26 protein-coding genes are annotated in these 26,216 nt (G+C 68.0%); 17 read left to right on the top strand and 9 right to left on the bottom strand.

The genetic code is table 11. The features are described 5' to 3' along the window. From DRV85_RS11215 to DRV85_RS11190, 6 genes are all read left to right on the top strand, one after another. The coding region (locus tag DRV85_RS11215; protein WP_113289563.1) for an aminotransferase class III-fold pyridoxal phosphate-dependent enzyme at positions 1-854 on the top strand (854 nt) is incomplete at its 5' end. Between the two features lie 180 nt (positions 855-1,034). Beyond that, on the top strand, positions 1,035-2,135 hold the full coding sequence (locus DRV85_RS11210; protein WP_233495479.1) for an ABC transporter ATP-binding protein: 1,101 nt from the start codon (positions 1,035-1,037) through the stop codon (positions 2,133-2,135). 142 nt (positions 2,136-2,277) lie between these two features. Beyond that, the gene (locus DRV85_RS11205; RefSeq protein ID WP_113289558.1) at positions 2,278-3,417 is read left to right on the top strand and encodes an extracellular solute-binding protein; all 1,140 of its coding nucleotides are present in this window, start codon (positions 2,278-2,280) and stop codon (positions 3,415-3,417) included. A 220-nt stretch (positions 3,418-3,637) separates the two neighbouring features. Further along, positions 3,638-5,476 carry an ABC transporter permease gene (locus tag DRV85_RS11200; protein WP_113289557.1) on the top strand — a complete coding sequence of 613 codons (1,839 nt, stop codon included), beginning with the start codon at positions 3,638-3,640 and terminating at the stop codon, positions 5,474-5,476. A gap of 3 nt (positions 5,477-5,479) precedes the next feature. Next, the gene (locus tag DRV85_RS11195) at positions 5,480-6,673 is read left to right on the top strand and encodes an ABC transporter permease (RefSeq protein ID WP_113289556.1); all 1,194 of its coding nucleotides are present in this window, start codon (positions 5,480-5,482) and stop codon (positions 6,671-6,673) included. 4 nt (positions 6,674-6,677) lie between these two features. After that, a complete protein-coding gene (locus tag DRV85_RS11190; protein ID WP_113289555.1) occupies positions 6,678-7,274 on the top strand; it encodes a 2-hydroxychromene-2-carboxylate isomerase in 597 nt (198 codons plus the stop codon). A gap of 79 nt (positions 7,275-7,353) precedes the next feature. Here DRV85_RS11190 and DRV85_RS11185 read toward each other — a convergent pair whose 3' ends face one another. Then, the gene (locus tag DRV85_RS11185; RefSeq protein WP_113289554.1) at positions 7,354-7,731 is read right to left on the bottom strand and encodes a hypothetical protein; all 378 of its coding nucleotides are present in this window, start codon (positions 7,729-7,731) and stop codon (positions 7,354-7,356) included. 98 nt (positions 7,732-7,829) lie between these two features. On the opposite strand from DRV85_RS11185, the gene hemF reads away from it, so the two are divergent. Continuing rightward, a complete protein-coding gene (gene hemF / locus DRV85_RS11180; RefSeq protein ID WP_113289553.1) occupies positions 7,830-8,720 on the top strand; it encodes an oxygen-dependent coproporphyrinogen oxidase in 891 nt (296 codons plus the stop codon). A gap of 4 nt (positions 8,721-8,724) precedes the next feature. Here the strand turns inward: hemF and DRV85_RS11175 are convergent, their stop codons facing one another. After that, positions 8,725-9,336, bottom strand: a complete 612-nt coding sequence (locus DRV85_RS11175) for an exopolysaccharide biosynthesis protein (RefSeq protein ID WP_113289552.1) — start codon at positions 9,334-9,336, stop codon at positions 8,725-8,727. Between the two features lie 75 nt (positions 9,337-9,411). Further along, entirely contained in the window at positions 9,412-10,584 is a 1,173-nt protein-coding gene (locus DRV85_RS11170; protein WP_113289551.1) for a lytic murein transglycosylase, read from the bottom strand. A 223-nt stretch (positions 10,585-10,807) separates the two neighbouring features. Here DRV85_RS11170 and DRV85_RS11165 point away from each other — a divergent pair, with 223 nt between their 5' ends. Beyond that, a complete protein-coding gene (locus tag DRV85_RS11165; protein ID WP_113289550.1) occupies positions 10,808-11,176 on the top strand; it encodes a response regulator in 369 nt (122 codons plus the stop codon). A gap of 4 nt (positions 11,177-11,180) precedes the next feature. Here DRV85_RS11165 and DRV85_RS11160 read toward each other — a convergent pair whose 3' ends face one another. Continuing rightward, a complete protein-coding gene (locus tag DRV85_RS11160; RefSeq protein WP_113289549.1) occupies positions 11,181-12,155 on the bottom strand; it encodes a glutathione S-transferase family protein in 975 nt (324 codons plus the stop codon). Between the two features lie 231 nt (positions 12,156-12,386). Here DRV85_RS11160 and DRV85_RS11155 point away from each other — a divergent pair, with 231 nt between their 5' ends. After that, positions 12,387-12,734 (top strand): hypothetical protein, encoded by a 348-nt coding sequence (locus tag DRV85_RS11155; RefSeq protein WP_113289548.1) that lies wholly within the window; start codon positions 12,387-12,389, stop codon positions 12,732-12,734. A gap of 12 nt (positions 12,735-12,746) precedes the next feature. On the opposite strand, the gene DRV85_RS11150 is transcribed toward DRV85_RS11155, so the two are convergent. Further along, positions 12,747-13,928, bottom strand: coding sequence for a MalY/PatB family protein (locus tag DRV85_RS11150; RefSeq protein WP_113289547.1), 1,182 nt, complete (start codon positions 13,926-13,928; stop codon positions 12,747-12,749). Positions 13,929-14,150: 222 nt separating this feature from the next. Here DRV85_RS11150 and DRV85_RS11145 point away from each other — a divergent pair, with 222 nt between their 5' ends. The 6 genes from DRV85_RS11145 to DRV85_RS18995 all read left to right on the top strand — a co-directional run bounded on the left by DRV85_RS11145 (position 14,151) and on the right by DRV85_RS18995 (position 20,057). Further along, a complete protein-coding gene (locus tag DRV85_RS11145) occupies positions 14,151-14,675 on the top strand; it encodes a DUF1643 domain-containing protein (RefSeq protein ID WP_113289562.1) in 525 nt (174 codons plus the stop codon). Further along, positions 14,668-14,979: a DUF5665 domain-containing protein gene (locus DRV85_RS11140; protein ID WP_113289546.1), complete on the top strand. Its 312-nt coding sequence runs from the start codon at positions 14,668-14,670 to the stop codon at positions 14,977-14,979. The genes DRV85_RS11145 and DRV85_RS11140 overlap by 8 nt, the downstream gene beginning before the upstream one ends. 80 nt (positions 14,980-15,059) lie before the next feature. Beyond that, positions 15,060-16,205: a calcium-binding protein gene (locus DRV85_RS11135; RefSeq protein WP_113289545.1), complete on the top strand. Its 1,146-nt coding sequence runs from the start codon at positions 15,060-15,062 to the stop codon at positions 16,203-16,205. Positions 16,206-16,349: 144 nt separating this feature from the next. After that, complete coding sequence (gene rpsO / locus DRV85_RS11130) at positions 16,350-16,619, top strand: 30S ribosomal protein S15 (RefSeq protein ID WP_113289544.1); 270 nt, start codon at positions 16,350-16,352, stop codon at positions 16,617-16,619. 196 nt (positions 16,620-16,815) lie between these two features. Next, positions 16,816-18,951 carry a polyribonucleotide nucleotidyltransferase gene (gene pnp, locus DRV85_RS11125; protein ID WP_113289543.1) on the top strand — a complete coding sequence of 712 codons (2,136 nt, stop codon included), beginning with the start codon at positions 16,816-16,818 and terminating at the stop codon, positions 18,949-18,951. A 137-nt stretch (positions 18,952-19,088) separates the two neighbouring features. After that, positions 19,089-20,057: a hypothetical protein gene (locus DRV85_RS18995; protein ID WP_147238832.1), complete on the top strand. Its 969-nt coding sequence runs from the start codon at positions 19,089-19,091 to the stop codon at positions 20,055-20,057. 97 nt (positions 20,058-20,154) lie between these two features. On the opposite strand, the gene DRV85_RS11120 is transcribed toward DRV85_RS18995, so the two are convergent. From DRV85_RS11120 to DRV85_RS11105, 4 genes are all read right to left on the bottom strand, one after another. Next, entirely contained in the window at positions 20,155-20,943 is a 789-nt protein-coding gene (locus DRV85_RS11120) for an exodeoxyribonuclease III (protein ID WP_113289542.1), read from the bottom strand. A 30-nt stretch (positions 20,944-20,973) separates the two neighbouring features. Next, on the bottom strand, positions 20,974-21,759 hold the full coding sequence (locus DRV85_RS11115) for an inositol monophosphatase family protein (protein WP_113289541.1): 786 nt from the start codon (positions 21,757-21,759) through the stop codon (positions 20,974-20,976). Continuing rightward, positions 21,746-23,095 carry a TldD/PmbA family protein gene (locus DRV85_RS11110; protein ID WP_113289540.1) on the bottom strand — a complete coding sequence of 450 codons (1,350 nt, stop codon included), beginning with the start codon at positions 23,093-23,095 and terminating at the stop codon, positions 21,746-21,748. The genes DRV85_RS11115 and DRV85_RS11110 overlap by 14 nt, the downstream gene beginning before the upstream one ends. 97 nt (positions 23,096-23,192) lie before the next feature. After that, positions 23,193-24,716: a DUF2125 domain-containing protein gene (locus DRV85_RS11105; RefSeq protein ID WP_147238831.1), complete on the bottom strand. Its 1,524-nt coding sequence runs from the start codon at positions 24,714-24,716 to the stop codon at positions 23,193-23,195. 134 nt (positions 24,717-24,850) lie between these two features. Between DRV85_RS11105 and DRV85_RS11100 the strand changes: the two genes are divergently transcribed. Together DRV85_RS11100 and DRV85_RS11095 are read left to right on the top strand one after the other, a co-directional pair. Beyond that, positions 24,851-25,600 carry an SDR family oxidoreductase gene (locus DRV85_RS11100; RefSeq protein ID WP_113289538.1) on the top strand — a complete coding sequence of 250 codons (750 nt, stop codon included), beginning with the start codon at positions 24,851-24,853 and terminating at the stop codon, positions 25,598-25,600. After that, positions 25,600-26,214 carry an enoyl-CoA hydratase/isomerase family protein gene (locus DRV85_RS11095; RefSeq protein ID WP_113289537.1) on the top strand — a complete coding sequence of 205 codons (615 nt, stop codon included), beginning with the start codon at positions 25,600-25,602 and terminating at the stop codon, positions 26,212-26,214. Before DRV85_RS11100 ends, DRV85_RS11095 begins: the two co-directional genes overlap by 1 nt. The last annotated feature ends 2 nt before the right edge of the window (positions 26,215-26,216 follow it).

Here is a 26,216-nt window from a genome sequence, read left to right as displayed (position 1 = left end):
ACCTGCCATTGGTGCAGGTGCTGCACACCGAGGCGCCCTACTACTACCGCCGCTCCGACGTCTCGATGAGCGAGGAGCAGTTCGTCGCGCACTGCGCCGCAGAGCTCGAGGCGCTGATCGAGCGCGAGGGCGCGGACACCATCGCCGCCTTCTGGGCCGAGCCGGTGCTGGGCACCGGAGGGATCGTGCCGCCGCCCAAAGGCTACTGGGAGGCGATCCAGCCCATCCTCAAGAAGCACGACATCCTCCTGGTGGCCGACGAGGTGGTGACCGGCTTCGGCCGGCTCGGCACCATGTTCGGCTCGACCCATTACGGGCTGGAGCCCGATCTCATCACCATCGCAAAGGGGCTGACCTCGGCCTATGCGCCCCTTTCTGGCTCGATCGTATCGGAGGGCGTCTGGAAGGTGCTGGAGCAGGGGACCGACGCGCTGGGCCCCATCGGGCATGGCTGGACCTATTCCGCGCATCCCGTCGGCGCCGCCGCAGGCATCGCCAACCTCGAGCTCATCGACAAGCTCGCGCTGGTCAAGGCGGCGGGCGAGACGGGCGCCTACTTCAACAAGGTTCTGGGCGAGGCGCTGGCCGGGCATCCGCATGTCGGCGAAGTTCGGGGCGAGGGGATGCTGGCCGCCGTCGAGTTCGTCGAGGACCGCGAGACGCGGACCTTCTTCGACCCCGCCCGCAAGGTGGGGCCGGCGATCGCGGCGGCGCTGCTGGAGCGCGGCGTGATCGGGCGCGCCATGCCGCAGGGCGACATCCTGGGCTTCGCGCCGCCCTTCTGCCTGACGCGGTCAGAGGCCGACGAGATCGCGGCCAGGACGGCCGATGCGGTCGCCGCCGTGCTCGATTGACCCCGCAACAGCCGGGCCGGCTGCGTGAGGCAAGGTGAAATTTGCCTTCGCTTTCAGCCGACTTAGGTCTTGATTGAACCTGATCTGGGCGTTTCTGTTGCAACGAGCCGCCGGAACGGCTTTAGTCGGGGGCGAAATAAAAGCGGGAAAAGACCCGCGTCGATGAACAGGGAGCCTGATTTGGCTGCAACGGACACGCAGGAAGCGTTCGTCGCGTTCGAGCGCGTTCAGAAGAGCTACGACGGCGAGACGCTCGTCGTCAAAGACCTCAACCTCGACATGCCGAAGGGCGAGTTCCTGACGATGCTCGGCCCGTCCGGCTCTGGCAAGACCACCTGCCTGATGATGCTCGCCGGCTTCGAGACCGCGACGCACGGCGAGATCAAGCTCGGCGGCAAGCCGATCAACAACATCCCTCCGCACAAGCGTGGCATCGGGATGGTCTTCCAGAACTACGCGCTCTTCCCGCACATGACCGTGGCGGAGAACCTGTCCTTCCCGCTGGAGGTGCGCAAGATCTCCAAGTCGGAGCGCGAGGAGAAGATCCGCCGCGCGCTCGACATGGTCCAGATGGGCGAGTTCGGCGGCCGCCGTCCCGCGCAGCTTTCGGGCGGCCAGCAGCAGCGCATCGCGCTCGCCCGCGCGCTGGTGTTCGAGCCCGAGCTGGTGCTGATGGACGAGCCGCTCGGTGCGCTCGACAAGCAGCTGCGCGAGCATATGCAGTTCGAGATCACCAATCTCGCGCATGAGCTCGGCATCACGGTGGTCTACGTCACGCACGACCAGACCGAAGCGCTGACCATGTCCGACCGTGTCGCCGTGTTCAACGACGGCAAGATCCAGCAGCTCGCGGCGCCGGACGTGCTCTACGAAAGCCCGGAAAACAGCTTCGTCGCCCAGTTCATCGGCGAGAACAACACGCTGCTCGGCACCATCAAGGAGATCCGCAACGAATACGCGGTGGTGGAGCTGGACGACGGCGAGTTGATCGACTGCAAGCCGGTGAACGTGAGCAAGCCGGGGGAGCGCACGCTGATCTCGATCCGCCCCGAGCGGGTCGAGTTCAACAAGGAGCGCCTGCAGGAGGGCGCGCACACCCTCAAGGCCGAAGTGCTCGAGTTCATCTACATGGGCGACATCTTCCGGACACGACTGCGCGTGGCGGGCAAGGACGACTTCATCATCAAGACGCGCAACGCCCCGGACCAGCGTCGCCTCAAGCCCGGGGAGCAGATCGAGATCGGCTGGCTCCCCGACGATTGCCGCGCGCTCGACGCCTGAGCCGCGCACGAATCCGGCTGTCCTGCCTGCGGTGGGGCTGTCGTATCGCGCCGGGTCTGGCGCGGACAACAAGAGGGCCGGGCCGTTCCGCCCGTGACACCGGCCCCTTTCGATCAGGACGGGCGTGACAAGGGAGTATGACATGAACCTTGCCAAGACCCTTCTGGCCTCGACGGCGCTGACCGTCGCCGCCGGCGCCGTCGCCGCGCAGGACATGGAGAGCCCGGTCGCCGGCGAGCCGATGGCCGACAGCATGACGCTGGTGTCCTGGGGCGGTGCCTACCAGGCGTCCCAGCAGAATGCCTACGTCGAGCCCTATCTCGAGATGAACCCCGGCGTCTCGGCGACCTGGGACGAGAGCTCGAACGAGGCCGTCGCCAAGCTGCGCGCCATGAACGAGGCCGGCAACATCACCTGGGATCTCGTGGACGTGGTGGCCGCCGACGCCATCCGCCTCTGCGACGAGGGCCTGGCGATGGAAGTGGATCACGACGAGATCCTCAAGCCCGCGCCCGACGGCACCGACGCCTCCGACGACTTCGGCGATCTGATCGTCTCCGACTGCTACATCCCGCAAATCGTCTACTCCACGACCTTCGGCTACCGCACCGACATGGTGCCCGAGGGTGTGAGCGCGCCCGATGACGTCTGTGACGTCTGGGATCTGGAGACCTATCCCGGCAAGCGCAGCCTCGAGCGTCGCCCGATCAACAACATGGAGTGGGCGCTCTACTGCGACGGCGTGGCCAAGGACGAGATCTACGACGTTCTCGCCACCGAGGAAGGCCAGGACCGCGCGCTCGCCAAGCTGGACGAGATCAAGGACGAGGTGATCTGGTGGTCGGCCGGCGCCGACACGCCGCAGCTTCTGGCGGACGGCGAGATCTTCATGGGCTCGACCTACAACGGCCGCCTCTTCTCGGTCATCGAGGAGCAGGACCAGCCGGTGGGCATGATGTGGGACATGCAGGTCTTCGACCTTGACGGCTGGATCATTCCGGAAGGTCTGGAGGAGGAAGAGCTGAACCGCGTGCTCGACTTCCTTTGGTTCGCAACGGACACCCAGCGCCTCGCCGATCAGGCGAAGTACATCTCCTACGGCCCGGCGCGCGAGTCCTCGGCGCCGCTCGTGGACAAGCATGCCGAGCTGGGCATCGAGATGGGGCCGCACATGCCGACCGATCCGGATAACGCCGAGAACACTCTGCTGTACAACTACGAGTTCTGGGCGGACTACCGCGACGACATCGACGCCAAGTTCCAGGCTTGGCTGGCGCAGTAATCGCGCTGCACGGCGGGCGGGCTTCGGCCTGTCCCGCCGACGGACCGGCAGGGCGGGCGCGCCTCGCCCTGCCGCCCATGACGGGAGCACCGCGCCATGCCGGAGGCCCGGACTGCATGCCGCAAACCAGTGCCGCGCCCGATGAGGCTGCGCGGCGCGAACGGACCCGGCATCGACCCTCGCGCGCTGCCCGCAGCACCAGCCTCGTGGAGATTACCGCATGAGCAGGCTCAGTAGTTCCGGACCGCAGACCGCGGACGCGCCGACGCCGGAGGACGCGTTTCACGAAACTGCGGCCCTCTCGGACCGCGATCGCGAACCGCGGCACGGTGCGGCCGCCGACGGGCCGATGCTGGCCGCCGACGGCACGCCGCTGAAGAAGAGCCTCGCCCGGGCGCTGCGCGCGCAAAAGCTCCGGGCGCTCGCGCTCATCGCGCCTCTGCTGATCTTCGTGCTGGTCACCTTCATCGCGCCGATCGCGGACATGCTGTTCCGCTCGATCGAGAACCAGATCGTCCAGGACACGCTGCCCCGGACCACCGCGGTGGTTCAGGACTGGAACCCCGATACCGGCGAGCCGCCTTCCGAGGCGGTCTACGAGGCGCTCTACCGCGATCTCTTCCTCGCGGCCGAGGCCCGCCGCCACACGCGCCTGGGCCAGCGCCTGAACTACGAGGAAACGGGCATGTCCTCGCTCTTCCGCGGCACGGGGCGGGACGTTGACGACTTCGGCGAGGCCAATGTCGAGACGCTCGAGGATCTGGACGACCGCTGGGAGGAGGCGGCGTTCTGGGTCGAGCTGACGTCGGGCGAAGGTGGTGAAGGCGTGGTGGACGCCGCCCGCGAGCGCTACATGCGGCTCGCCGATCTGTCCTCGCGGAGTCCGCTGGGCGACGTCTGGTGCGCCGTCAAGGGCGTCTTCGCCGAAACCTGCGACGTGGCGCCGGAGGACGTCGACCTTGGCTTCTCGCTGTCGGGCACCTTCGCCGAGACCTTCCCGCGCACTGCCGAGGCCTACGCCGAGTTCGCCGTATTCATGGCGCTCGAAGAAGGCGAGACCGTCGCCGACGACGAGCCCTGGGAAGCCGTCTACGTCGCGCTCGATCAGGATCTGCGCGCCCTTTCGCCCGAAGAGCTCGCGGCCTACGACGGCCCGAATGCAGACGCGCTGCGCGCCGCACAGGAGGCGCTGGCCGAGGTGCCGCCCGTCGATTTCCGGGCCGCGTTCCTGAACTCTGACGAGGACTGGGCCGATATCGACAACTGGCGCACGATCCAGACCTACTCGCCGCCCTACACCACGGGGTATTTCCTCAACGCGGTGGACATGCAGAAGACGCCCGAAGGCCCGGCGCTGCGCGACGCGGACGAGCGCATCTACGGGCTGCTCTTCCAGCGCACCATGTTCATGAGCCTGGTGATCACCTTCTCCTGCATCCTGCTGGGCTATCCGGTCGCCTGGATTCTGGCGAACCTGCCGATGCGGCAAGCCAACCTGCTGCTGATTCTCGTTCTGCTGCCGTTCTGGACGTCGCTTCTGGTCCGAACAAGCGCCTGGAAGGTGATGCTGCAGCAACAGGGGGTGATCAACGACGTGCTCGTATGGCTAGGGCTGGTGGCCGACGAGTCCAGACTCATCATGATCAACAACCAGTTCGGCACCATCGTAGCGATGACGCATATCCTGTTGCCCTTCATGATCCTGCCGCTCTACTCGGTGATGCAGACCATCCCGCCGAGTTACCTGCGGGCGGCGAAATCGCTGGGCGCCACGAACTGGACGGCCTTCTGGCGGGTCTATTTCCCGCAGACGGTGCCAGGCATCGGGGCGGGCTCGATCCTCGTCTTCATCCTCGCCATCGGCTACTACATCACGCCAGAGATCGTCGGCGGGACCACGGGCACCTTCATCTCGAACCGGATCGCCTATCACATATCCAGTTCGCTCAACTGGGGCCTCGCCGCCGCCTTGGGGACGATCCTGCTGGTCGTGGTGCTGGTGCTCTACTGGGCCTACGACAAGATCGTCGGCATCGACAACGTGAAGCTGGGGGGCTGAGGCATGTCCGACGCGGTCGTCATCACCGAGACCAAGACCCTCCCCTTTTCCTTCACGCTGCCGGTCGTCGCTGCGGCCGGGGCGTTCTTCGGGCTCTTCGTGGGCACGGCGCAGGGTTCCACCCTGCTCGGCATCGTCGGCGGCGCGGTGATCTGCGCCGCGCTCGCCTACGTGGCGCTCGCCATGGCGGGCGTGGACCAGGAGCGGACCTTCAAGTGGGCCGTGATCGCGCTGTTCATCGTTGCGGGCTTCGTCGTGGGCCGGATCGCCGGTGCCGTCGTGGGCGGGCTCTTCGGCTGGTTCCTGGGCTGGTTCATCTACTGGATCGGGCGTGGCCGCTACCGCATGTTCCTGCCCCCCTACCTGACCTCGGGCCAGGTGCTCTGGCACTACACCTTCCGGGTGATCTGCGGCGCGGTCTTCGTCTTTCTCATCACCCCGATCCTCGTGGTGATGCCGCTCAGCTTCAACGCCGAGAATTTCTTCACCTTCACGCCCGAGATGCTGTCCTTCGACCCCGAGGGCTACAGCCTCAAGCACTACCGCGACTTCTTCACCTCCGCCGACTGGCAGCAGGCGCTTCGCAACTCGGTCCTGATCGCGCCAGTGGCGACGCTGCTGGCGGTAAGCTTCGGCACCCTCGCCGCGATCGGCCTGTCGTCCGAACACGTGCCGTTCCGGCAGGCGATCATGGCGATCCTGATCTCGCCGATGATCGTGCCGCTCATCATCTCGGCGGCCGGGATGTACTTCTTCTATTCGCGGATCGGGCTTCAGGGCACCTATCTGGGCGTGGTGCTCGCGCATGCCGCCTTGGGCATCCCCTTCGTCATCATCACCGTGACCGCGACGCTCGTGGGCTTCGACCGCTCGCTGACCCGCGCGTCGGCGAACCTCGGCGCGAACCCGGTGACCACCTTCATGCGCGTGCAGATGCCGCTAATCCTGCCCGGCGTGATCTCGGGCGGGCTCTTCGCCTTCATCACCAGCTTCGACGAGGTGGTCGTGGTGATCTTCGTGGGCTCGGCCAATCAGCAGACGCTGCCCTGGCAGATGTTCACCGGCCTGCGTGAACAGATCTCGCCCACCATCCTCGCCGTCGCGACGATCCTCGTGTGCATCTCCATCGCGCTGCTGACCACGGTCGAACTGCTGCGCCGCCGTTCCGAGCGGCTGCGCGGCATGTCGCCGGGCTGAGCCGATGCCCCCGCTCGAGGTCTGGCTCGGTGTCGGCAGCACCTACAGCTATCTGACGGTGATGCGCGCGCCCGCGCTGGCGGCAAAGGCGGGCGTGACACTCGACTGGCGCCCCTTCAGCGTCCGCGCCATCATGCAGGAGATGGACAACATCCCCTTCGCCACCAAGCCGGTGAAGGCCGCCTACATGTGGCGCGACATCGAGCGCCGCGCCGCGGGCTTCGACCTCCCGGTGCGGGTGCCCGCGCCTTATCCGCTGCACGATTTCGACCGCGCGAACCGCATCGCCGTCGCCGCGCGGAGCGAAGGGTGGTGCGAGGACTACCTTCGCGAAAGCTATCGGCTATGGTTTCAGGAGGGCGTGCCGGCCGGGTCGGACGACAGCCTGACTCGTGTCCTGCCGGCATGCGGGCAGGACATTGGCCGCGTGCTGTCCGTCGCCGGCAGCGCGGAGACGCAAGAGGCCTACGATGCAGCGACAGACGCCGCCCGCGGGCGGGGCATCTTCGGCGCGCCCAGCTTCGTGACGAGCGACGGCGAACTCTTCTGGGGCGACGATCGCCTCGAAGAAGCGATAGCCTGGCACAAGACCGCCGGCTAAGCCCGCGGCCCGTCATGCCGAACGCCGGAAAAGGTCGCACGCCACCGCGCAGCGGCAGACACTCTGCCGCGCGCGGGTCTCAGCGTGAGGGATAGCGCGCCTCGCAGGCGCGGATGCGCGCGGCGGCGCGCTGCGCCTCTTCCGCGCGCCGCGCCTCGAGCTGCGCGAGCTTGCGGCGCTCCTCCGCGATGTCGACGGTGACGGGCCGCCGTTCGGTCCGCGTGACCGTGATCCAGCAGGGGCGCTGGTTGCCTTCTGAATCGCGGCAGCGGGTGAAAACCTCGTCCGGCACCGTGCGCTCCTCGATCGCGTAGCCGCGCGCGATCGTTGAGCGCGTCTCGGCGATCAGCGCATCGAGCGTGCGCAGCTCGGCGCGGGCCTGCGAGATGCACAGGTCGCGGGCCGAACAAGCCGAGAGCGCGACGAGCGCGAGAAGGGCCAGGGTGCGGAGGGGCATGGCGGAGCTCCGGTCTTCTGCGCCAGTCTAGCGCGGCTTCTGGTCAAGGCGAAAGCCGGTTGCTACCAATCTTCCGACATCGGAGGGAAGGCCCGGCCATGACCGAAATGCTGCAAGAGGAACGCGCCCGCGCCGCCGACTGGTTCCGCGCCCTGCGGGACGAGATCGTCGCCGCCTTCGAAGCGCTCGAGGATGCGCAGACCGAGGGGCCGCTCGCAGACCGCGCGCCGGGCCGCTTCGAAGTGACCGAGACCAAGCGTTCCTCCGATGACGGCTCGGACGCGGGCGGCGGGCTGATGAGCGTGATGCGCGGCGGGCGCGTCTTCGAGAAGGTGGGCGTCAACGTCTCGACCGTCTACGGCACGCTGGGCGAGGCCGCGCAGAAGGCCATGGCGCAGCGCGGCGTGCCGGGGATGGACAGCGATCCGCGCTTCTGGGCCTCCGGCATCAGCCTTGTCGCGCACATGCAGAACCCGCATGTCCCGGCCGTGCACATGAACACGCGGATGTTCTGGACGCCGAACGCCTGGTGGTTCGGCGGCGGCTCCGACCTCAATCCCTGCATCGAATACGAGGACGACACCGCGCATTTCCACGCCACGCAGAAGGCGCATCTCGACCCGCACGGCCCGGACCTCTACCCCGAGCTGAAGGCTTGGGCGGACGAGTATTTCTACATCCCGCACCGCAAGCGGGCGCGCGGGGTGGGCGGCATCTTCATGGACGATCGCAACACCGGCGACTGGGAGGCGGATTTCGCGCTGACACAGGACATCGGCCGCGCCTTCCTGCCGGCCTTCGTGCCGCTCGTGGAGCGGCGGCGGCAGACACCCTGGACCGAGGCCGACAGGGACGTCCAGCTCATCCATCGCGGCATCTACGCGGAATATAACCTCGTCTACGACCGCGGCACGAAGTTCGGTCTCGCCACGGGGCACGACCCCGACGCGGTTCTGATGAGCCTGCCGCCGCTGGCGAAGTGGGTCTGACGGCTCAGACCAGTCCCATCCAGATCAGCAGCGGAATCATCGGCGCGACAGCGAAGACGCCGAGTCCGGCCAGGGCGTAGAGCCCGTCGCGCGTCAGGAAAGCCGAAGAGATCAGCACCACCGAAAGCCCGAGGATCGAGGAGGAGAACGGCACCAGCTCTAGGAAAGGCATCGCGAGGCCGGCGCAGAGGCAGACCAGGGTGAAGAGGCTCGCCATCGGCTGGGCTGTCAGCAGGTGCAGCCGGTTGCCGGTGTTGCGGTCGATCCAGTGGCCGGCGCGCGCCATGTGCGAGAGCCCGGCTTGCAGTCGCGGCCCGCTCAGTCCCCGCTCCCGCAGCACGCTCGGCAGCCAGATATGCCGCCGGCGCACCAGCATCTGCGCGGAGACGGCCGCGATGGTCAGTCCGCAGATCGACGAGAAAAGCGGAATGCCCGAGAGCGGCGAGAACACCAGCAGCCCGGGCAGCATCAGCGCCGGCACGAAGCTCGCCTGCCCGAAGCTCGCAAGGATGTCGCCTAGCGTGACGTGCTCGCGGTCCGAGAGCGCTTCGAGGCGCGCAATGATCTCGCTGATGGTGACCGGACCGGGGTCCGGCGAAGGCTCGGGGTCAGCCATGCGGCCTCTGGAAAGAACGCGCCCATGCGAACGCAACAGTGAGATAGGAAGCGCGTTGCGCAGCGGCAATCCACTTCAGAGGCGATTCAGCAAGCCCGGCGTGGGCCAGCCGTCGGGCGGGAGGCCGAACTCTTCCTGCACGGCGCGGACAGCCGCGCGCGTCTTGGCGCCGAGGATGCCGTCGATACCACCAACATCATGGCCCATGTCGGCGAGACGCTGTTGCAGCCTCTTCATCTGCGCGTCGGAAAGACCCGGCTCCGGGTCGCCCGCGTCGAAGACCGGCGCGCCCTCGAGACGGGTGCCGAAATAGGCCGCCGTCATCACGTAGACGAAGCTCTGGTTCCACTCGAAGAGCACGCGGAAATTGGGATAGACGAGAAAGGTCGGCCCAAGGTGCCCCTGCGGCGCCACCACCGAGGCGGACAACTCCGCCGGCCCTAGGTCGCCGCTGCGCGCGGTCACGCCCAGCGCGGCCCAGTCTGCAACGGGCTTCTCCACCGGCAGGCCGGACAGCGACCAGTCGAAATCCGCCGGCACGTCGATCTCGGTCATCCAGGGCTCGTTCGCGCGCCAGCCCAGATCGACCAGCATCTTGGCCCCTGACATGAGCGCGTCGGGCGGGGAGGTCTTCAGCGAGACATGCCCGTCCCCGTCGCCGTCCACGCCGTTGGTCAGGATGTCCTCCGGCAGCATCTGCACCATGCCGATCTCGCCCGCCCAGGCGCCGGTCGTGGTCTGCGGGTCGAGATCGCCCCGCGCGTGCAGCTCGATCGCGGCGAAGACCTGCGGGCGGAAGATCTCGGGGCGGCGGCAGTCATGCGCGAGCGTCACCAGCGCGTCGCGTGTGTTGTAGTCGCCCTGCACCGCGCCGTAGTCGGTCTCGAAGGCCCAGAAGGATAGCAGGATCCCGCGCGAGACGCCGTATTCCGCCTCGATCCGGTCGAAGACGGAGTCCCAGCGCTCGGCGTTGCGGCGGCCGTTGCGGATGCGGTTTTCGCTGATGAGCCGGCGGGCGAAGTCCACGAAGGGCAACTGAAAGACTCCCTGACGGCGATCCGCCCGCAGCACGCTCTGGTCCTGCCGCACGCCTCGAAAGAAGCTTTCGACGACCGAGGGCGCATGCCCGCGCGCGAGCGCCTCCTCCCGAAGATCGGCGACGAAGCCTCCGAAACTGCCGCCGCAGGGCGTGCTGGGAGCCGCCGGTGTCGCCGCCGCAAGGAGGCAAATCAGGGTGAATTCGCGCATGAGCTCTCCGTCCGCTTCGCGTGGGTTCGTCGCAGGCTAGACTCGCGACGCGCGGATACAAGGGCGATCCCATCGGCGGAGGGCCGCTCATGATTGGCGGCAGATTGCCGAACAACCGGGGGTTATGACCGCGGCTGCGGTTTCTTGTCGCGTCGCAGGGACAAGTACCGTATCCTCTCCGTGCATGCGGTTCGCCGTGTGGCCTTGCGATGCCCCGGATCCGATGCGTGTTCTGATCGTCGAAAGCAAACGCGAACTGGCCGAGCTATGGCAGCGGCACCTCGAGCGCGTGGGCGCCGAGGTGAGGCTGGCGTTCGTCCAGGAGCAGGCGGCGCGCGAAATCCTCATGGGATCGTTCGAGGTAATCGTGATGAATGCGGTTCTCGAGAACGGCAGCGCCTTCGCGATCGCGGATCTCGCCGGCTATCGCCGGCCCGAGGCGCGGGTGATCTTCGTCTCGGGCACGCAGTTCTTCTCGAACGGCTCGCTCTTCGATATCTGCCCCAATGCCTGCGCTATCGTGCAGCCAAGCGTGCCGCCCGAGGATCTGGTCGCGCTCGTGCAGTACCACGGGCAGGCGCTGGAAACCTGACCCCTCAATCCCGCCCGTGCGGCGCGTCGAGGTCCAACGCGGGGCCGATCGGCACGATCCTGTAGGGATTTATGCTCTCGTGGCTGTAGTGATAGTGGCGGCGGATGTGCTCGAGGTCCACGGTCTCGCGCACGCCGGGCCACTGATAGAGTTCGCGGGTGTAGCCCCAGAGGTTCGGGTAATCGACGATCCGGCGCCGGTTGCACTTGAAATGGCCGTGATAGACGGTGTCGAAGCGGATCAGCGTGGTGAAGAGCCGCCAGTCGGCCTCCGTGATCCGGTCGCCCGTCAGGTAGCGGTTTTCCGACAGGCGCGCTTCGACCCAGTCGAGCGTTTCGAAGAGTGGCCGCACCGCCTGCTCGTAGGCCGCCTGCGTGGTGGCGAAGCCGGACTTGTAGACGCCATTGTTGACGGTGTCGTAGATGCGCGCGTTCACAGGTTCGATCGTCTCGCGCAGCTCCTTCGGCCAGTAGTCGTCTGTATTGCCGGTAATCCCGTCGAAGGCGGAGTTGAACATGCGGATGATTTCGGCGCTTTCGTTCGAGACGATCGTCTCGCGTTCGCGGTCCCAGAGCACCGGCACCGTCACGCGCGTCGTGGCCGAGGGCTCGGCCTTGATATAGATGTCGCGCATGAAGGGCAGGCCGTAGAGCCTGTCGCCCGTCGCGCCGGGAAAATCGGTATCGAAGGTCCAGCCGTCAGACAGCATGTCGGGATGCACGACGGAGACGCCGACATGGTCCTCGAGCCCCTTGAGGCGACGGAAGATCAGCGTGCGGTGCGCCCAGGGGCAGGCGAGGCTGACGTAGAGGTGATAGCGCCCGCTTTCCGCGGCGAAGCCGCCCTCGCCGCTCGGGCCGGGCGCACCGTCCGGCGTCACCCAGTTGCGGAACACCGATTCGGCGCGCTGGAAGGCGCCGTCGTCCGAAGTGTCCACCAGCGCCCGGTCACGCCATTCGCCGTCGATCAGCAGTCCCATGTCGAGCTCCCTTCGATTCGACACTTGACCTAGGCGCCGCGCGGCATGTGCGAAACCGTTGCCGGCGCGCAACGCGCCCTGCACCTGCGCACATCCCGGTTGGGGGCACGCGGCTGGCGGCCGCTAGATATGGATGCCCGCGCTTTCCGCGAAAGATGACGGCCGGAGAATCGCTTGCTTTCAGGAGCGTTGCAGGCAGTTTGGCCTCGGGGGTCTGCAAGGAAACGGCCGATGTCTACCTACCTTCCGCCCGATCTGCAGGCCGGGCTCGCGTCGCGCGGAGATGCGCCGCGCCGACGCTCGGGTCTGCGGCTGGTGGCCGACGGCACGAGCCACCCCGTTCTGCGGCTGTGGAGCGACGGCTTCGCCATGTCCCGCGACGAGCCCCGCCTGCGGGGCTTCGTGGATCTGTACGATGGCGCGCGCCATATCGGGCGCTGCCTCGTGATCGCCACTGCCGAGGAGGAAGACGAGCGCCGATTCGAGTTCAAGCGCGCGCCGAGATCCGGCCTCGCGCCGCCGGCCGATTACGCGCCCGACCCCGAGACGCCGGCGACCCCGACTGACGCCGCGGACTGAGGCGCCACGTTCCTACTGCAGGTCCGAAAAGGCCTCGGCCAGTCGCGCCACGGCCGCTACCACCCGCGCACGCGGCGTGGCGATGTTGAACCGCAGCCAGCTCTCGCCGCCCTTGCCGAAGGTCGGCCCGTGGTTGACCGCGATCTTCGCATCGCGCTCGACGCGGGCCGTGAATTCCGCGCGCGACATGCCCGTGCCGGAGAAATCCACCCAGGAGAGGTAGGTCGCCTCGAGCGGCATGGAGCGCAGGCCGGGAATCGCCGCGATGCCCGCGTCGAAGACCCGCCGGTTTTCCTCGAGATAGGCCATCAGCGCATCGACCCAGGCTGCCCCCTCGGGCGAATAGGCCGCTGTCGCCATGTGCATCCCGAAGGCGTTGGGGCTGATCCCCATCGCCAGCATGCGCTGCGCGAAGTCGGCGCGCAGCCGCTCGTCCGGCACGACGACGTTGCCCAGATGCGCGCCCGCGATGTTGAAGGTCTTGGTGGTCGCGTTCATCACCACCATGCGGTCAAGCGCCTCCGGCGCGGCCAGCGGCAGCGGAACGTGCCGCGGGCCGCCCGGAAAGACGAGATCCTGATGGATCTCGTCCGAGACGAGCAAGAGGTCGTGACGCTCGGCGAAGGCCGCCACGCCGCGCAGCTCCTCCCGCGTCCAGACCCGGCCGCCGGGGTTGTGCGGCGAGCACAGGATTACCATGCGCTCGCGGCCGGTCATCTGCGCATCCCAGGTCTCGAAGTCGAGCGTGTGGCGACCGTCCACCACCGGCATCTCGCATTCGACGACCTCGCGCCCGGCGGCGCGGATCACCTTGGCGAAGGCGTGATAGACCGGCGTGAAGAGCACCACGCCGTCGCCCGGCCGGGTCCATGTGTCCACGCACATGCCCGTCCCGTTGACCAGCCCGTGCGTGGTGAAGATCCACTCCGGCGCGACCTCCCAGCCGTGGCGTTCGGCCAGCCACCAGCGGATCGCGTCGAGATAGGCGGCGTCGTCGCCGAAGTAGCCGTAGATGCCGTGGTCTGCCATCCGCCGCAGCGCCTCGGTCACGCAGGGCGGTGCGCGGAAGTCCATGTCCGCCACCCACATCGCCAGACCATCCTCGGCGGGGACGCCGTAGAGCGTCTCCATCTTGTCCCACTTCATGCAGTGGCTGCCGCGGCGGTCGATGATCTCGTCGAAGTCGAATTGCATGCTGTCCCTCCGGTCGGCATCCGACCTGCCCTCAACGGCGGCCGGGCGCAAGGGCCTTGCCTCTGGCGTTCCGCCATGCGCCTCGCCGGGGACTTGGACCCGTTGCTTCTTCTTGGCAGGTTACTCGCACCGGGGGCGCTCCCAGTGCTAAGGCATGCCGTGCATGGGCGTGCGCCGACGGCGCTCCGTTGGAGGAGAGGCGGCATGATCGACGAGCCGGGCCTGGTGACGCGCAGGCACATGAAGGGCGACGCCGCCTCCGTCGCCGTCTATTCGCCCTGTCTGCGCTACCGCTATTTGCTCGACCGCGTCTGGGACGCCCGCGGGCGGCGGGTGCATTTCCTGATGCTCAATCCCTCCACGGCGACCGAGGTGCAGAACGACCCCACGGTCGAGCGCTGCGAGCGCCGCGCCCGGGCGCTTGGCTTCGGCGCCTTCACCGTGACCAACATCTTCGCCTGGCGCGAGACCGACCCCAAGGCGATGCGCCGCGCCGAGGATCCCGTGGGCCCCGAGAACGACCGCGCGATCCGCGATGCGGCGGGCGCCGCCGACAAGACGGTGGCGGCGTGGGGCACGCATGGCGCGTTTCTGGGCCGCGGTCCCGCGGTGGCCCGGATGCTTGCTCAGGCCGGCGTAACCGTCCACCATCTCGGTCTGACGCGCGATGGGCATCCGCGACACCCGCTCTATGTGGCCTATGCCAAGGCGCCCGAACCCTGGCTGGAGATGACGGCCGATGGCTGACCGCCCGCGCGACCCGCTCGATCGGCAGACGGCACAACGTCTCGCCCGCGCTCTTGAAGAGATCGTGGCCCACAGGATCGTGCGGATCCACGATTCGCTCATCAAGGTGGTCTTCTTTCAGTTCCTGCGCGGGCTGGCCTTCGGGTTCGGCACCGTGATCGGCGCCTCGATCCTCGTCTCGGTGCTCGTCGCGGTGCTCGCCCGGATCGAGTTCGTGCCGCTCCTCGGGGATCTGGCGACGCAGGTGATCGATCAGATCGAGGCGGCGCAGGGCAGCGAACAACCGGCCGGTCCCCCGCGTTAACCATCTGATTCGGAAAGACTTGGCGCGCGCGGCGATTTCGTGGAGCATCTGCTGCGGGGGTGTGTCTGTGGATCGGTGGGATGCTGCTTCTGGCGGGACTGATGGGGGCGGCCCTTCTCGGGTCGATGGTGGTGCTCGGCGCTGACGAGGCGGATGGAGAAATGCCGGAGGCCGAGCCGGACGAGCCCGGGGCTCCCGAGGAGCAGCCGGGGTCCGACCCGAACGACGGGCTTGCCGCTCTGCTGGATCAGGACGAGGCGCTCTTTGGCCCAGACGCGACCGCGGGGGCGGGCGAAGCCGACGGTGGCGCAGGCGTGGAAGCGGACGTGTCGTCGGAGAACCCGGCGTCTTCAGCACTGCCCGAGGGCTTCGACACCGCCGAGACATGGCGCATCGGCGGCATCATGAGCGAGCCCGATCTCGCCGGCACGTCCGGTGAGGACACGCTTTCCGGCGGTAGCGCGGGAGAGGGCATCGCCGGCGGGGACGGCGACGACTGGATCAACGGCTATGGCGGCGCGGACACCGTCGCCGGCGAGGCGGGCGACGACCACCTGCGCGGCGGTAGCGGCGACGACACGCTCGACGGTGGCTCCGGCGACGACCTGCTCGACGGCGACGCGGGCGAGGATGTCCTCTTCGGCGGCGCGGGGGCGGACAGCCTGTTCGGCCATGTCGGCGACGACACGCTGGGCGGCGGAAGCGGGGATGATTCGCTGCAGGGCGGAGGCGGGGACGACGTGCTCGACGGCGGCGCGGGCGCTGATGCGGCGCACGGTCACGACGGCGACGACAGGCTGCATGGCGGCGCGGGCGCCGACACGCTGTTCGGCGGCGATGGCGACGATCTGGTCTCCGGTATCGTTCCGGGCGCCGCCACGGCGGATGCGGACGCGCCGGACTTCCTCAACGGCGGCTCGGGCGACGATACCGTCCTTGCCGGGCGCGGCGATGTCGTGACCGGCGGTGCGGGGGCCGACACCGTGCTTGCCGGCGAATGGTTGCACGGCGCTGGCGCCACGGTGACAGATTTCGCCCCGGACGAGGATCGCCTCATTGTCTTCTACGATGGCGCCGGCGCGCCGCCCGAGGTCGATCTCGTGCCGGATCCGGACGATCCGCAGATCGTGCATCTGCTGCTCGACGGCGCAGAGATCGCGACCGTCTCGGGAAAAGGCGCGCTTTCGCCCGATCACATCGCGCTGATGCCGCACGGGTCCGCCTGAGATCGGGCGAGGCCGCCCTTCCCTTCGCGCCCGATTTCCCCTATATGCGCACGGCCGGCGCACCCTTGGGCGCGCGGCACGTTCTCCATTGGCCCTGCTGGACGACATCCCGGCTTGCGCCGCAACAATCGGAAGGAGACCCCGATGTCGATCACTGCCGAGAAGAAGGCCGAGGTCATCCGCGACTACGGCACCAAGGAGGGCGACACCGGCTCGCCCGAGGTGCAGGTGGCGATCCTCACCAAGCGGATCGAGGCGCTCACCGAGCACTTCAAGACGCACAAGAAGGACAACCATTCCCGCCGCGGGCTGCTCAAGCTCGTGGCGCAGCGGCGCAAGCTGCTCGACTACCTCAAGGGCAAGGACGAGGGGCGCTACCGGACGCTGATCCAGCGTCTCGGCATCCGCCGCTAGGACAAGACGAGGGGCGCGGGCAGGTCCGCGCCCTTTTCGCATCCGGCGAACCGCGCCGGAGCACAAGCCGCAGACCGCGCCGCCGGCTCCCACGGCGCGGCAGGACCGCAAGACGGGAGCCGGGCCGCCCAGGGGGGCTGTCCGACGCGAAACGGCCCGAGGGGATGCGCCCCGAAAGGCCAGTCAAGGATACGAGATGTTCGACGTAACGACGAAATCGATGAAGTGGGGGGAAGAGACCCTCACGCTGGAAACGGGCAAGTTCGCCCGTCAGGCCGACGGCACCGTGATCGCCACGCTGGGCGAGACGACCGTGATGGCCAATGTGACCTTCGCCAAGGAGGCGAAGCCGGGGCAGGACTTCTTCCCGCTCACGGTCCATTATCAGGAGAAATATTATGCCGCCGGCAAGGTGCCGGGCGGTTTCTTCAAGCGCGAGGCCCGGCCGACCGAGAAGGAGACGCTGACCGCGCGGCTCATCGACCGGCCGATCCGGCCGCTCTTCGTGCCCGGCTTCAAGAACGAGGTGCTCGTGATGTGCACCGTTCTGAGCCATGACCTTGTCAACGATCCCGACATCGTGGCGATGATCGCCGCCTCGGCCGCGCTGACCATCTCCGGGGTGCCCTTCATGGGGCCGATCGCGGGATGCCGCGTGGGCTACGTGGACGGCGAATACGTCCTCAACCCCGATGTCGAGGACATGCAGGACCTGCGCCTCGATCCCGAGCAGCGGCTCGATCTGGTCGTCGCCGGCACCCGCGACGCGGTGATGATGGTCGAATCAGAGGCCTACGAGCTCTCCGAAGAGGAGATGCTGGGCGCGGTGCAGTTCGGCCACGAGCAGCTCAAGCCGGTGGTCGATCTGATCGTCGAGCTGGCCGAGTCGGCGGCCAAGGAGCCCTTCGACTTCCAGCCGCCCGACTACACCGACCTTGCCAAGCGCGTGCGCGAGCTGGGCGAGGAGAAGATGCGCGCCGCCTTCGCGATCTCCGACAAGCAGGAGCGCACGACCGCCATCGCCGAAGCCCGGCAGGCGGTGAAGGAGCAGCTCACGGAGGAGGAACTCGCCCACGAGAACCTGGGCGACGCCTTCAAGAAGCTGGAGTCCTCGATCCTGCGCGGCGACATCATCGGCGGCGGCGCCCGCATCGACGGCCGCGACCGCGAGACGGTGCGCCCGATCGTGAGCGAGGTGGGCCTCCTGCCGCGCACGCACGGCTCGGCGCTCTTCACCCGCGGCGAGACGCAGGCGCTGGCGGTGACCACGCTGGGCACCGGCGACGACGAACAGATCATCGACGCGCTGCACGGCAACTTCCGCGCCAGCTTCCTGCTGCACTACAACTTCCCGCCCTACTCGGTCGGCGAAGTGGGGCGCGTCGGCCCCCCGGGACGGCGCGAGATCGGCCACGGCAAGCTCGCCTGGCGGGCGCTGCAGGCGGTGCTGCCCGCGCCGACGGAGTTCCCCTACACGATCCGCGTGGTCTCGGAGATCACCGAGTCGAACGGGTCGTCCTCGATGGCCACGGTCTGCGGGGCGTCGCTCAGCATGATGGACGCGGGCGTGCCGCTGCGCGCACCGGTCGCGGGCGTGGCCATGGGCCTGATCCTCGAAGAGGACGGGCGCTTCGCCGTGCTGACCGACATCCTGGGCGACGAGGATCACCTCGGCGACATGGACTTCAAGGTGGCCGGCACCGAGAAGGGCATCACCTCGCTGCAGATGGACATCAAGGTGGCCGGCATCACCGCCGACATCATGCGGCAGGCCCTGTCGCAGGCCAAGGACGGCCGGATGCACATCCTGGGCGAGATGAACAAGGCGCTGTCGTCGGCGGGCGAGTTCAGCGTGCACGCGCCCCGGATCGAGACGATGCAGATCCCCGTGGACAAGATCCGCGAGGTCATCGGCTCGGGCGGCAAGGTCATCCGCGAGATCGTGGAGACCTCGGGCGCCAAGGTCGACATCAACGACGACGGCGTCATCAAGATCGCCTCGCCGAACGGAGAGGCCATCCAGCGCGCCTACGACATGATCCACTCGATCGTGGCCGAGCCCGAGGAAGGCAAGATCTACAAGGGCAAGGTCGTCAAGCTGGTGGACTTCGGCGCCTTCGTGAACTTCTTCGGCAAGCGCGACGGGCTGGTGCACGTCAGCCAGATCGCCAACAAGCGGCTCAACCACCCCTCCGACGAGCTGAAAGAGGGGCAGGAAGTCTGGGTCAAGCTGCTGGGCTTCGACGACCGCGGCAAGGTGCGCCTGTCGATGAAGGTCGTGGACCAGGAGACCGGCGAAGAGATCAAGCAGCCGGAGAAGGCGGAGGGCTGAGGCTTTCCGTCACCGCTGGTGAGATTGAGCGGGCGTCCCGGCAGGGGCGCCCTTTTGTCATTGCGTGCTTTGTCGTACAAGGCAAATTGTACTAGTTAGCGATGGCTATGGCTTCCCCTTCAAGGCAGGCGTATTAAATGGCTAGCGGAAAGAAATCCAACAGAAACCACCATTGGTGGCCTGTTGGCCTGCAAAGTTATTGGTCAGACAGGGCCGGGGACGTTTCATGGATTGAGCCGGACGGAAAGATTGAAAAGAAGCGATCCACTAGAAGGAAGATTGGCCTCAAAATCCATGGCCACACGATATTTCGCGGTAGCATTTGGGAAGACAATTTTGAAGATGAATTTGAAATAGACAGTGACGTGCACGAAATCATTTCCGCCCTTTATGGATTAAAGCCCTTTGGGGGAACGCCGGCAGAATTTGTCTCGCTGATTTGGCTGCTGCGAAAAAAGGACAGATCACTTCGAGACATGTGCAAATTATATCGTCTGGATGAAGAGCTTCAGCGCAAACTACTTTTGCTTGTTTATTCCCTTCTGATCCGCAGCCCTGGAAACCGCAATCGATACGAGGGATACCCCAAAATCTTTGGCCGAGATCCCGATGAGGAGGTCGGCAAAGGCAATATGGCCCAAAATTATCGGAGCGCCAAGAGGCTCTGCCAAAAGGCTTCAATCTCAAATCAGTATTTTGTTCTGATGCACTCACCGCTAAAGAATTTTATCTTTGGCGATGGTAGCCTAGACTGGCTCACCCACGCCTTGGTTGCGAATCGAATCAACGGCAAAGCTCTACTTCCGCTGACGCCGAATCTGTGCATCTATTTCTGCACGCCCATGTGCATGTGGCCCACCCATAACTGCGCATCTCTCATCGCGGCGCCTTGGATGGTGGATTGGGTGAACGAAATTACTCAAATATACGCAAGAGATAAGCTCTTCTTTCTGGGTCGGCCGCCGAAGATCGCAGAAGCTTTTCGCCAACGTCGCTTCCTTGAACACAAGGAGAAGACAGACCCACTTATTGATATGCTGGACGAGATTGCAGGTATTGAGAGATGCTGGGAGATCAAAGGTCTTGGGGCGAGTTCTCCGCTTTAGTTTTGGTTTCCAAAGTGCGCTGTGAAAGAGAATTGAAGGAAGTGGAGCTTAGGCAACACAAATGCTAATTTGTGTAGTGGGCTTAAGCGAAGTCCCCCTACAAATCAAACTCCGCGAACACCGGCGCGTGGTCGGACGGCTTCTCCCAGCCCCGGCAGGCGCGCAGGATCCGGCTGCCGTGCGCCGCGCCGGCGATGTCGGGGGTGGCCCAGATGTGGTCGAGCCGGCGGCCGCGGTCGGCGGCGTCCCAGTCCTTCGCGCGGTAGGACCACCAGGAATAGAGCCGCCCCGCGGGGATGTCGCGGCGGGTGACGTCCACGAAGCGGCCGGCCTCCTGCGCGCTGCCAAGGTGCTCCACCTCCACCGGCGTGTGGCTGACCACCTTGAGCATCTTCTTGTGGTCCCAGACGTCCTCTTCCAGCGGCGCGATGTTCAGGTCGCCCACGAGGATCGACTTCCCCGGCTTCTCCCCGTGGAGCCAGTCGCGCAGGTCGGTCAGGTAGTCGAGCTTCTGCCCGAACTTCACGTTGGCCTCGCGGTCCGGCACGTCGCCGCCCGCGGGGACGTAGAAGTTGTGCACCACCACGCCGTTCTCGAGCCGCGCCGCGACGTGGCGCGCGTGGCCGAGCCCCGCGAAGTCGAGGGTGCCCGCCTCCTCGATCGGCAGCTTCGACAGGATCGCCACGCCGTTGTAGCCCTTCTCCCCCCGCGCGACCATGTGGGGGTATCCCAGCGCCGCGAAGGCCTCGCGCGGGATCTTCTCCACCGGGCTCTTGCACTCCTGCAGGCAGAGGATGTCCGGCGCCTCTTCGGTCAGCAGACGCTCGACGAGGCCCTGGCGCAGGCGGACGGAGTTGATGTTCCAGGTGGCGAGGGTGAAGGGCATGGGCAGGCTCCGGTTGCGGGAGCGCGGAGACTAGCCGCGCGGGCGCATGGCCGCAATCAGCCCGGCGTGCACCGCGGGGCCGCCGGCGACGACGCCGCGGGTCTTGGCGGGCTCGGTGTTGAAGCGGGGCGCATTGCCCTCGCGGTCGGTCACCACCGCGCCGGCCTCGCGGCAGATCAGCAGCCCCGCGGCGATGTCCCAGTCCCAGCTGTCGCGCAGGGTGAGCATGCCGTCGAAGCGCCCCTCGGCGACCAGTGCGAGGCGGTAGGCGAGGGACGGCCGGTGGTGGCGCTTGAAGCCCGGCACGCCGCCGGGCCAGTGCTTCGGCTCCATCGCGTAGCGGGTCGCGAGCACCTGCGCCCCCTCGACGCTCTCCCGGGCAGCGGCGCGGATCGGTTGGCCGTCCAGCGTCGCGCCTTCGCCTGCGGCTGCGGCGTAGAGCTTGCCCTCGTCCGCGGGCAGGTGGACGACCGCTGCCGAGATCTCTCCCTCCGTCACGATGGCGAGCGAGAGCGACCAGCTCGACGAGCCCTCGATGAAGCCGCTGGTGCCGTCGATCGGGTCGAGCAGGAAGATGCGCGGGCGGCCAAGGCGCTCGGGCGTGTCGGCGTCCTCTTCCGAGAGCCAGCCGTAGTCGGGGCGCGCGTCCAGCAACACCGCCTTCAGCGCCTCGTTCACGGCCAGATCGGCCTCGGTCACCGGGCCGGCGCCGCCGGGCTTGTCCCAGCGCTTCGCGGTGGGGCCGTGGTAGCGTAGCGCGACCTCGCCCGCCGCGCGCGCCGCACGGATCAGGAGCGCAAGATCACTCTCCGGCAATCGTCAGCCCCTCGACCAGCAGCGAGGGCACGACGCGGCTGACCCAGGGCCGCGCGTCGTTCGCCGGCCGGATCGTCGCCAGCATCTCGCGCAGGTTGCCCGCAACGGTGCATTCGTTGACGGGCCACGCGATCTGCCCGTTCTCGACCCAGAAGCCCGAGGCGCCGCGCGAATAGTCGCCGGTGTTGGGGTTGATCGTGGCCCCGATCATCGAGGTCACCAGCAGCCCCGTGCCCATCTCGCGCAGCAGATCCTCTTGCGAGAGCTCCGACTGGGTGAGCGCCACGTTCCAGTTCGAGGGCGATGGCGGCGAGGAGAGGCCGCGCGCGGCGTTGCCCGTGGGCGTCCTGTCCAGCTTGCGGGCGGTGGCGAGGTCGAGGGTGAAGCCCGTGAGCGTTCCGTTCTCGACGATGGCGCGGCGGGCGGTCGGCAACCCCTCGGCGTCGAAGGGGCGGGTGCCCTGCACGCGCGGGCGGTGCGGATCCTCGATCAGCGACAGGTCGGCGGGCAGCACGGCCGCGCCTTCCGCGTCGCGCAGCCACGAGGCGCCGCGCGCCACAGCCCTGCCATTGGCCGCCGACAGCAGGTGCCCGATCAGCGAGGATGCGATGCGCTCGTCGAAGAGCACCGGATAGGCGCCGGTCTTCGGGCGGCGGGCGTTCAGCCGCTCGACCGCGCGGCGGCCGGCGCGCGCGCCGATCTCCTCGGCGCTGCGCAGGTCGGCGCCGTAGATGCGCCCGTCGGCGTCGTAGTCGCGCTCCATCTTCAGCCCTTCGCCGGCGATGGCGACGCAGGACAGGCTGTGGTCCGTGCGCGCATAGCCGCCCGAGAAGCCGTTGGTCGCGGCAAGGTGCATGACGCGCTGCCCGTAGGCGGCGGAGGCCGACTGCACCTGGCTCACCCCCTCGACGGCAAGCGCCGCCGCCTCGGCGCGCGCGGCCGCGTCCTGAAGCGCTTCCGGCGCGGGCTCGTCCGCGGGGTCGGCAAGCTCCAGCCCCTCGGCGTCGCGGCGATCGCCCAGCTGCGCGGGCTCGGCGAGGCCGGCGTAGGGATCCTCCGGCGCCTCGCGCGCCATGGCGACGGCGCGTTCGGCCATCGCCGCCAACGTCTCGTCCCGCGGGTCGGAGGCAGAGACGCAGGCCTGCCGCCGCCCCATGAGCACCCTGAGCCCCAGGTCCGTGGATTCCGCGCGTTCCGCCTGTTCCAGTGCGCCGCCCCGGATGTCGATGCTCACCGAGCGATCGGCGACGACCAGCGCATCGGCCGCCTCGGCGCCCGCGCGCCGCGCGGCGTCCAGCAGGGCATGGGCGAGACGTTCGGGTGTCGGCGTGGTCATCGCGCGCTCCTTCCACCGGGGGCCGCCGTCGCGGCACCCGGGGGAGGTAGACCGCCCGCCCGCCGCGCGCAAGGCAGCGGCGCGCGGGCGGGGCGCGTCACTGGATGCGCTGCCCGTTGGCGAGCACCTGGCCCTGCTCGTTGATCTCGATGGTCGACTCGAGCACGTCCTCGCCGGCCGGCACGGCGAACATCCCCATCATCATGCGTGCGCCCATGGCCTGTTCCTCGGGCAGCAGGCCCATCTGCATGAGCGTGTCGAGAAGCGCATTCGCGCCCTCGAGCCGCAGCGACAGGGTGCCCTCGGGCCGGGGCATGCCGTCGAAGGTCTCGAGATCCTGATTGTCGAAGGTGAAGGCCCCCTCGCCGGTCAGCCCCGCGCCCAGCGCGCTGACCAGCAGGCGCGACAGATCGAGCGCGTGCAGCTCCGCCGGCACCTCCTCGTTCATCGCCATCGACTGCATCGCCTGCGGGTCGAAGATGTCGCCCATGGTTCGGGCCATGCCCGAGAGATCGAGCACGACGGTCGCCGGCTCGCGCGGCAGCATCTGGCCCGGGTCGAACATCGCCCAGAGCGGCTCGCCCATGGTGAAGTCGCGCATCGCGAGGCTGAGGCCGAAGGGTTGCGGCTCGTCCGTGGAGCCGACCGGGGCGGAGATCTCGAAGCCGGTCTCGCCGATCGCCGCCTCGACGGGGAAGGGCAGATCGGGAGTCTCCATCCGGACTTCGGTGCCTGCGCCCGAGGCGCCGTAGCTGAGCCGCTCGGCGTTCATCGCGGCGCGAAACTCGGTGCGGTCCGAGCGCGTGGTGCCCTGCACCGTCTGCCCCTCCTCCTCGAACAGGAACTCGCTGCGCCCGTCGCTGTAGCCGAAGCGCCCGTCGAAGGCGTAACCGGCCGCGAAGGCGGCGGAGAGGTTCTCCATGTCCATGTCCTCGGGGATGCGTCCCATGCCCTCGAACGACAGCGCCTGCATCGATCCGTTGAAGTCCGCGCGGCCCGCGCCGTCCTCGGGCGGGATGACCGTGACGTCATAGGTCACTTCGGCCACGGTCAGCGTCTGGTCGAGCGCGCGGATGTCGCCCGGCACCACGACCGACTCACCCGACATGTCGCGCGCCGACACGCTCACATCGACGTTCTCGCGCGGGACAGGGTCGCCCTCGACCACGAGTTCTGCCAGCGTGACGCCGAGTCGCTCGGCGACGTAGTCGTAGACCATTCGCGTGTCGTCGCCCGAGACCAGAACCTCGAGCCCCGACTGGGTGAGGTCGAGGGTCATGTCCACCGCCTCGGCGTCGGGCGGCCGCGCTTCGATCCGGATTTCGGTGATCTCCGGGTAGGTGACCGTGACCGTGCCGTCGCCATTCTCCGTGAAGGTCAGCGCGGGGATCTCCAGCGCGACGCTGCCGCCGTCCTCGGGCAGAGCCATGCTCATGGTCACGTCGCGCGCCGTGAGCGTGTCGCCCGACATCGAGTCGGTGGCCGTGATCTCGTAGCCGAAAGAGCCAAGATAGCCGCGCATGTCGTCCCAGACCTGGCGAGCCGTGACATCGGCGGCCGTCTGCCCCGCCAGCGTCCCGGCGACGAGCGCCAGAACGGCGGTGGATGTGTGAAATCGCATGATGAACCCCTTCGGCATTGAATGCTCCGCCATCAGGTTCCCCACATGGGCCGCGGGAGGTCAAGGCCCGAGGGGTGGACCGGCGGAGACCGGCGGCGTATCACGGGCCCCGCAGGCGGCACGAGGAGAGGGCGATGACGGAGCTGACCGGCAAGGCGGTGATGATCACGGGCGCGAGCCGCGGCATCGGCGCGGCGGCGGCGCGCGCCTTCGCCGAGGCGGGGGCGCAGGTGGCGCTGCTCGCCCGATCCGGGCCGGAGATCGCCGACCTTGCGGGCGAGATCGGGCAAAGCGCGATCGCCGTGCCCTGCAACGTCGCCCGCTTCACCGATGTCGAGGCGGCTGTGCGCGCCTGCCTGCAGGCCTTCGGGCGGCTCGACGTTCTGGTGAACAACGCCGGCGTGATCGAGCCGATCGCCGGCATGGCCGAGGCCGATCCCGACGCCTGGGCGACGGCCATCGACGTCAACCTCAAGGGCGTCTTCCACGGCATGCGCGCGGTTATGCCGGTCATGGCGGAGCGGGGCGGGGGCACGATCCTGACGGTGAGCTCGGGCGCGGCGCATCATCCGCTCGAGGGTTGGAGCGCCTACTGCGCCTCCAAGGCCGGCGCGGCCATGCTGACGCGCTCCTGCGATCTGGAGGGGCGCGCGCAGGGCATCCGCGCCATCGGCCTCAGCCCCGGCACCGTGGCCACCGACATGCAGCGCGAGATCAAGGCCTCCGGCGTCAATCCGGTCAGTCAGCTCGACTGGTCCGATCACATCCCGCCCGAGGCCCCGGCGAAGGCGCTGGTGTGGATGTGCGGGCCAGAAGCCGAAGACTGGCTTGGCCAGGAGATCTCGCTGCGCGAGCCGCAGATCCGCCAAAAGGTGGGCCTCTGATGATCCGGGTCTCGCGGGACGGCGGGCTGTGGTCCGCCGTGATCGACCGCCCGGACAAGGCCAATTCGCTCACCCTCGAGATGCTGCAGGATCTCGCCGACTTCGCCGAGACCGCGACGCGCGACGGCGCCCAGGCCCTGATCCTGACAGGCGCGGGCAAGGTCTTTTCCGCGGGCGCGGATCTCGAGGCCGCGCGCGCCGGGCTGGCCACCTCGCCGGTCTGGGAGCGTCTGTCGGGGGCGATCGCGGCCTTTCCGGGCCTGTCGATCGCGGCGCTCAACGGCACGGTCGCGGGGGGCGCCATGGGCATGGCGCTCGCCTGCGACCTGCGGCTGGCGGTGCCGGGGGCGAAGTTCTTCTACCCGGTGATGAAGCTGGGTTTCCTGCCGCAGCCGTCCGATCCGGGCCGGCTCGTCGCGCTGGTGGGGCCGGCGCGGGCCAAGCTGATGCTGATGGGCGGGGTGAAGATCGAGGCCGAGGAGGCGCTCGCCTGGGGCCTCGCCGACCGGATCGTGGCGCCCGAGGCGCTCGCGGACGAGGCGCGCGCGCTCGCGGCCGACACGCTCGCCGCCACGCCCGAGCATGCCCGCGCGATCAAGGCGCTCTGCCGCTGACG

The organism is Rhodosalinus halophilus, from assembly GCF_003298775.1.
Classification (GTDB): domain Bacteria; phylum Pseudomonadota; class Alphaproteobacteria; order Rhodobacterales; family Rhodobacteraceae; genus Rhodosalinus; species Rhodosalinus halophilus.
Note: the sequence above shows the minus strand (reverse complement) of the source record. Positions and strands in the feature narration are given on the sequence as shown.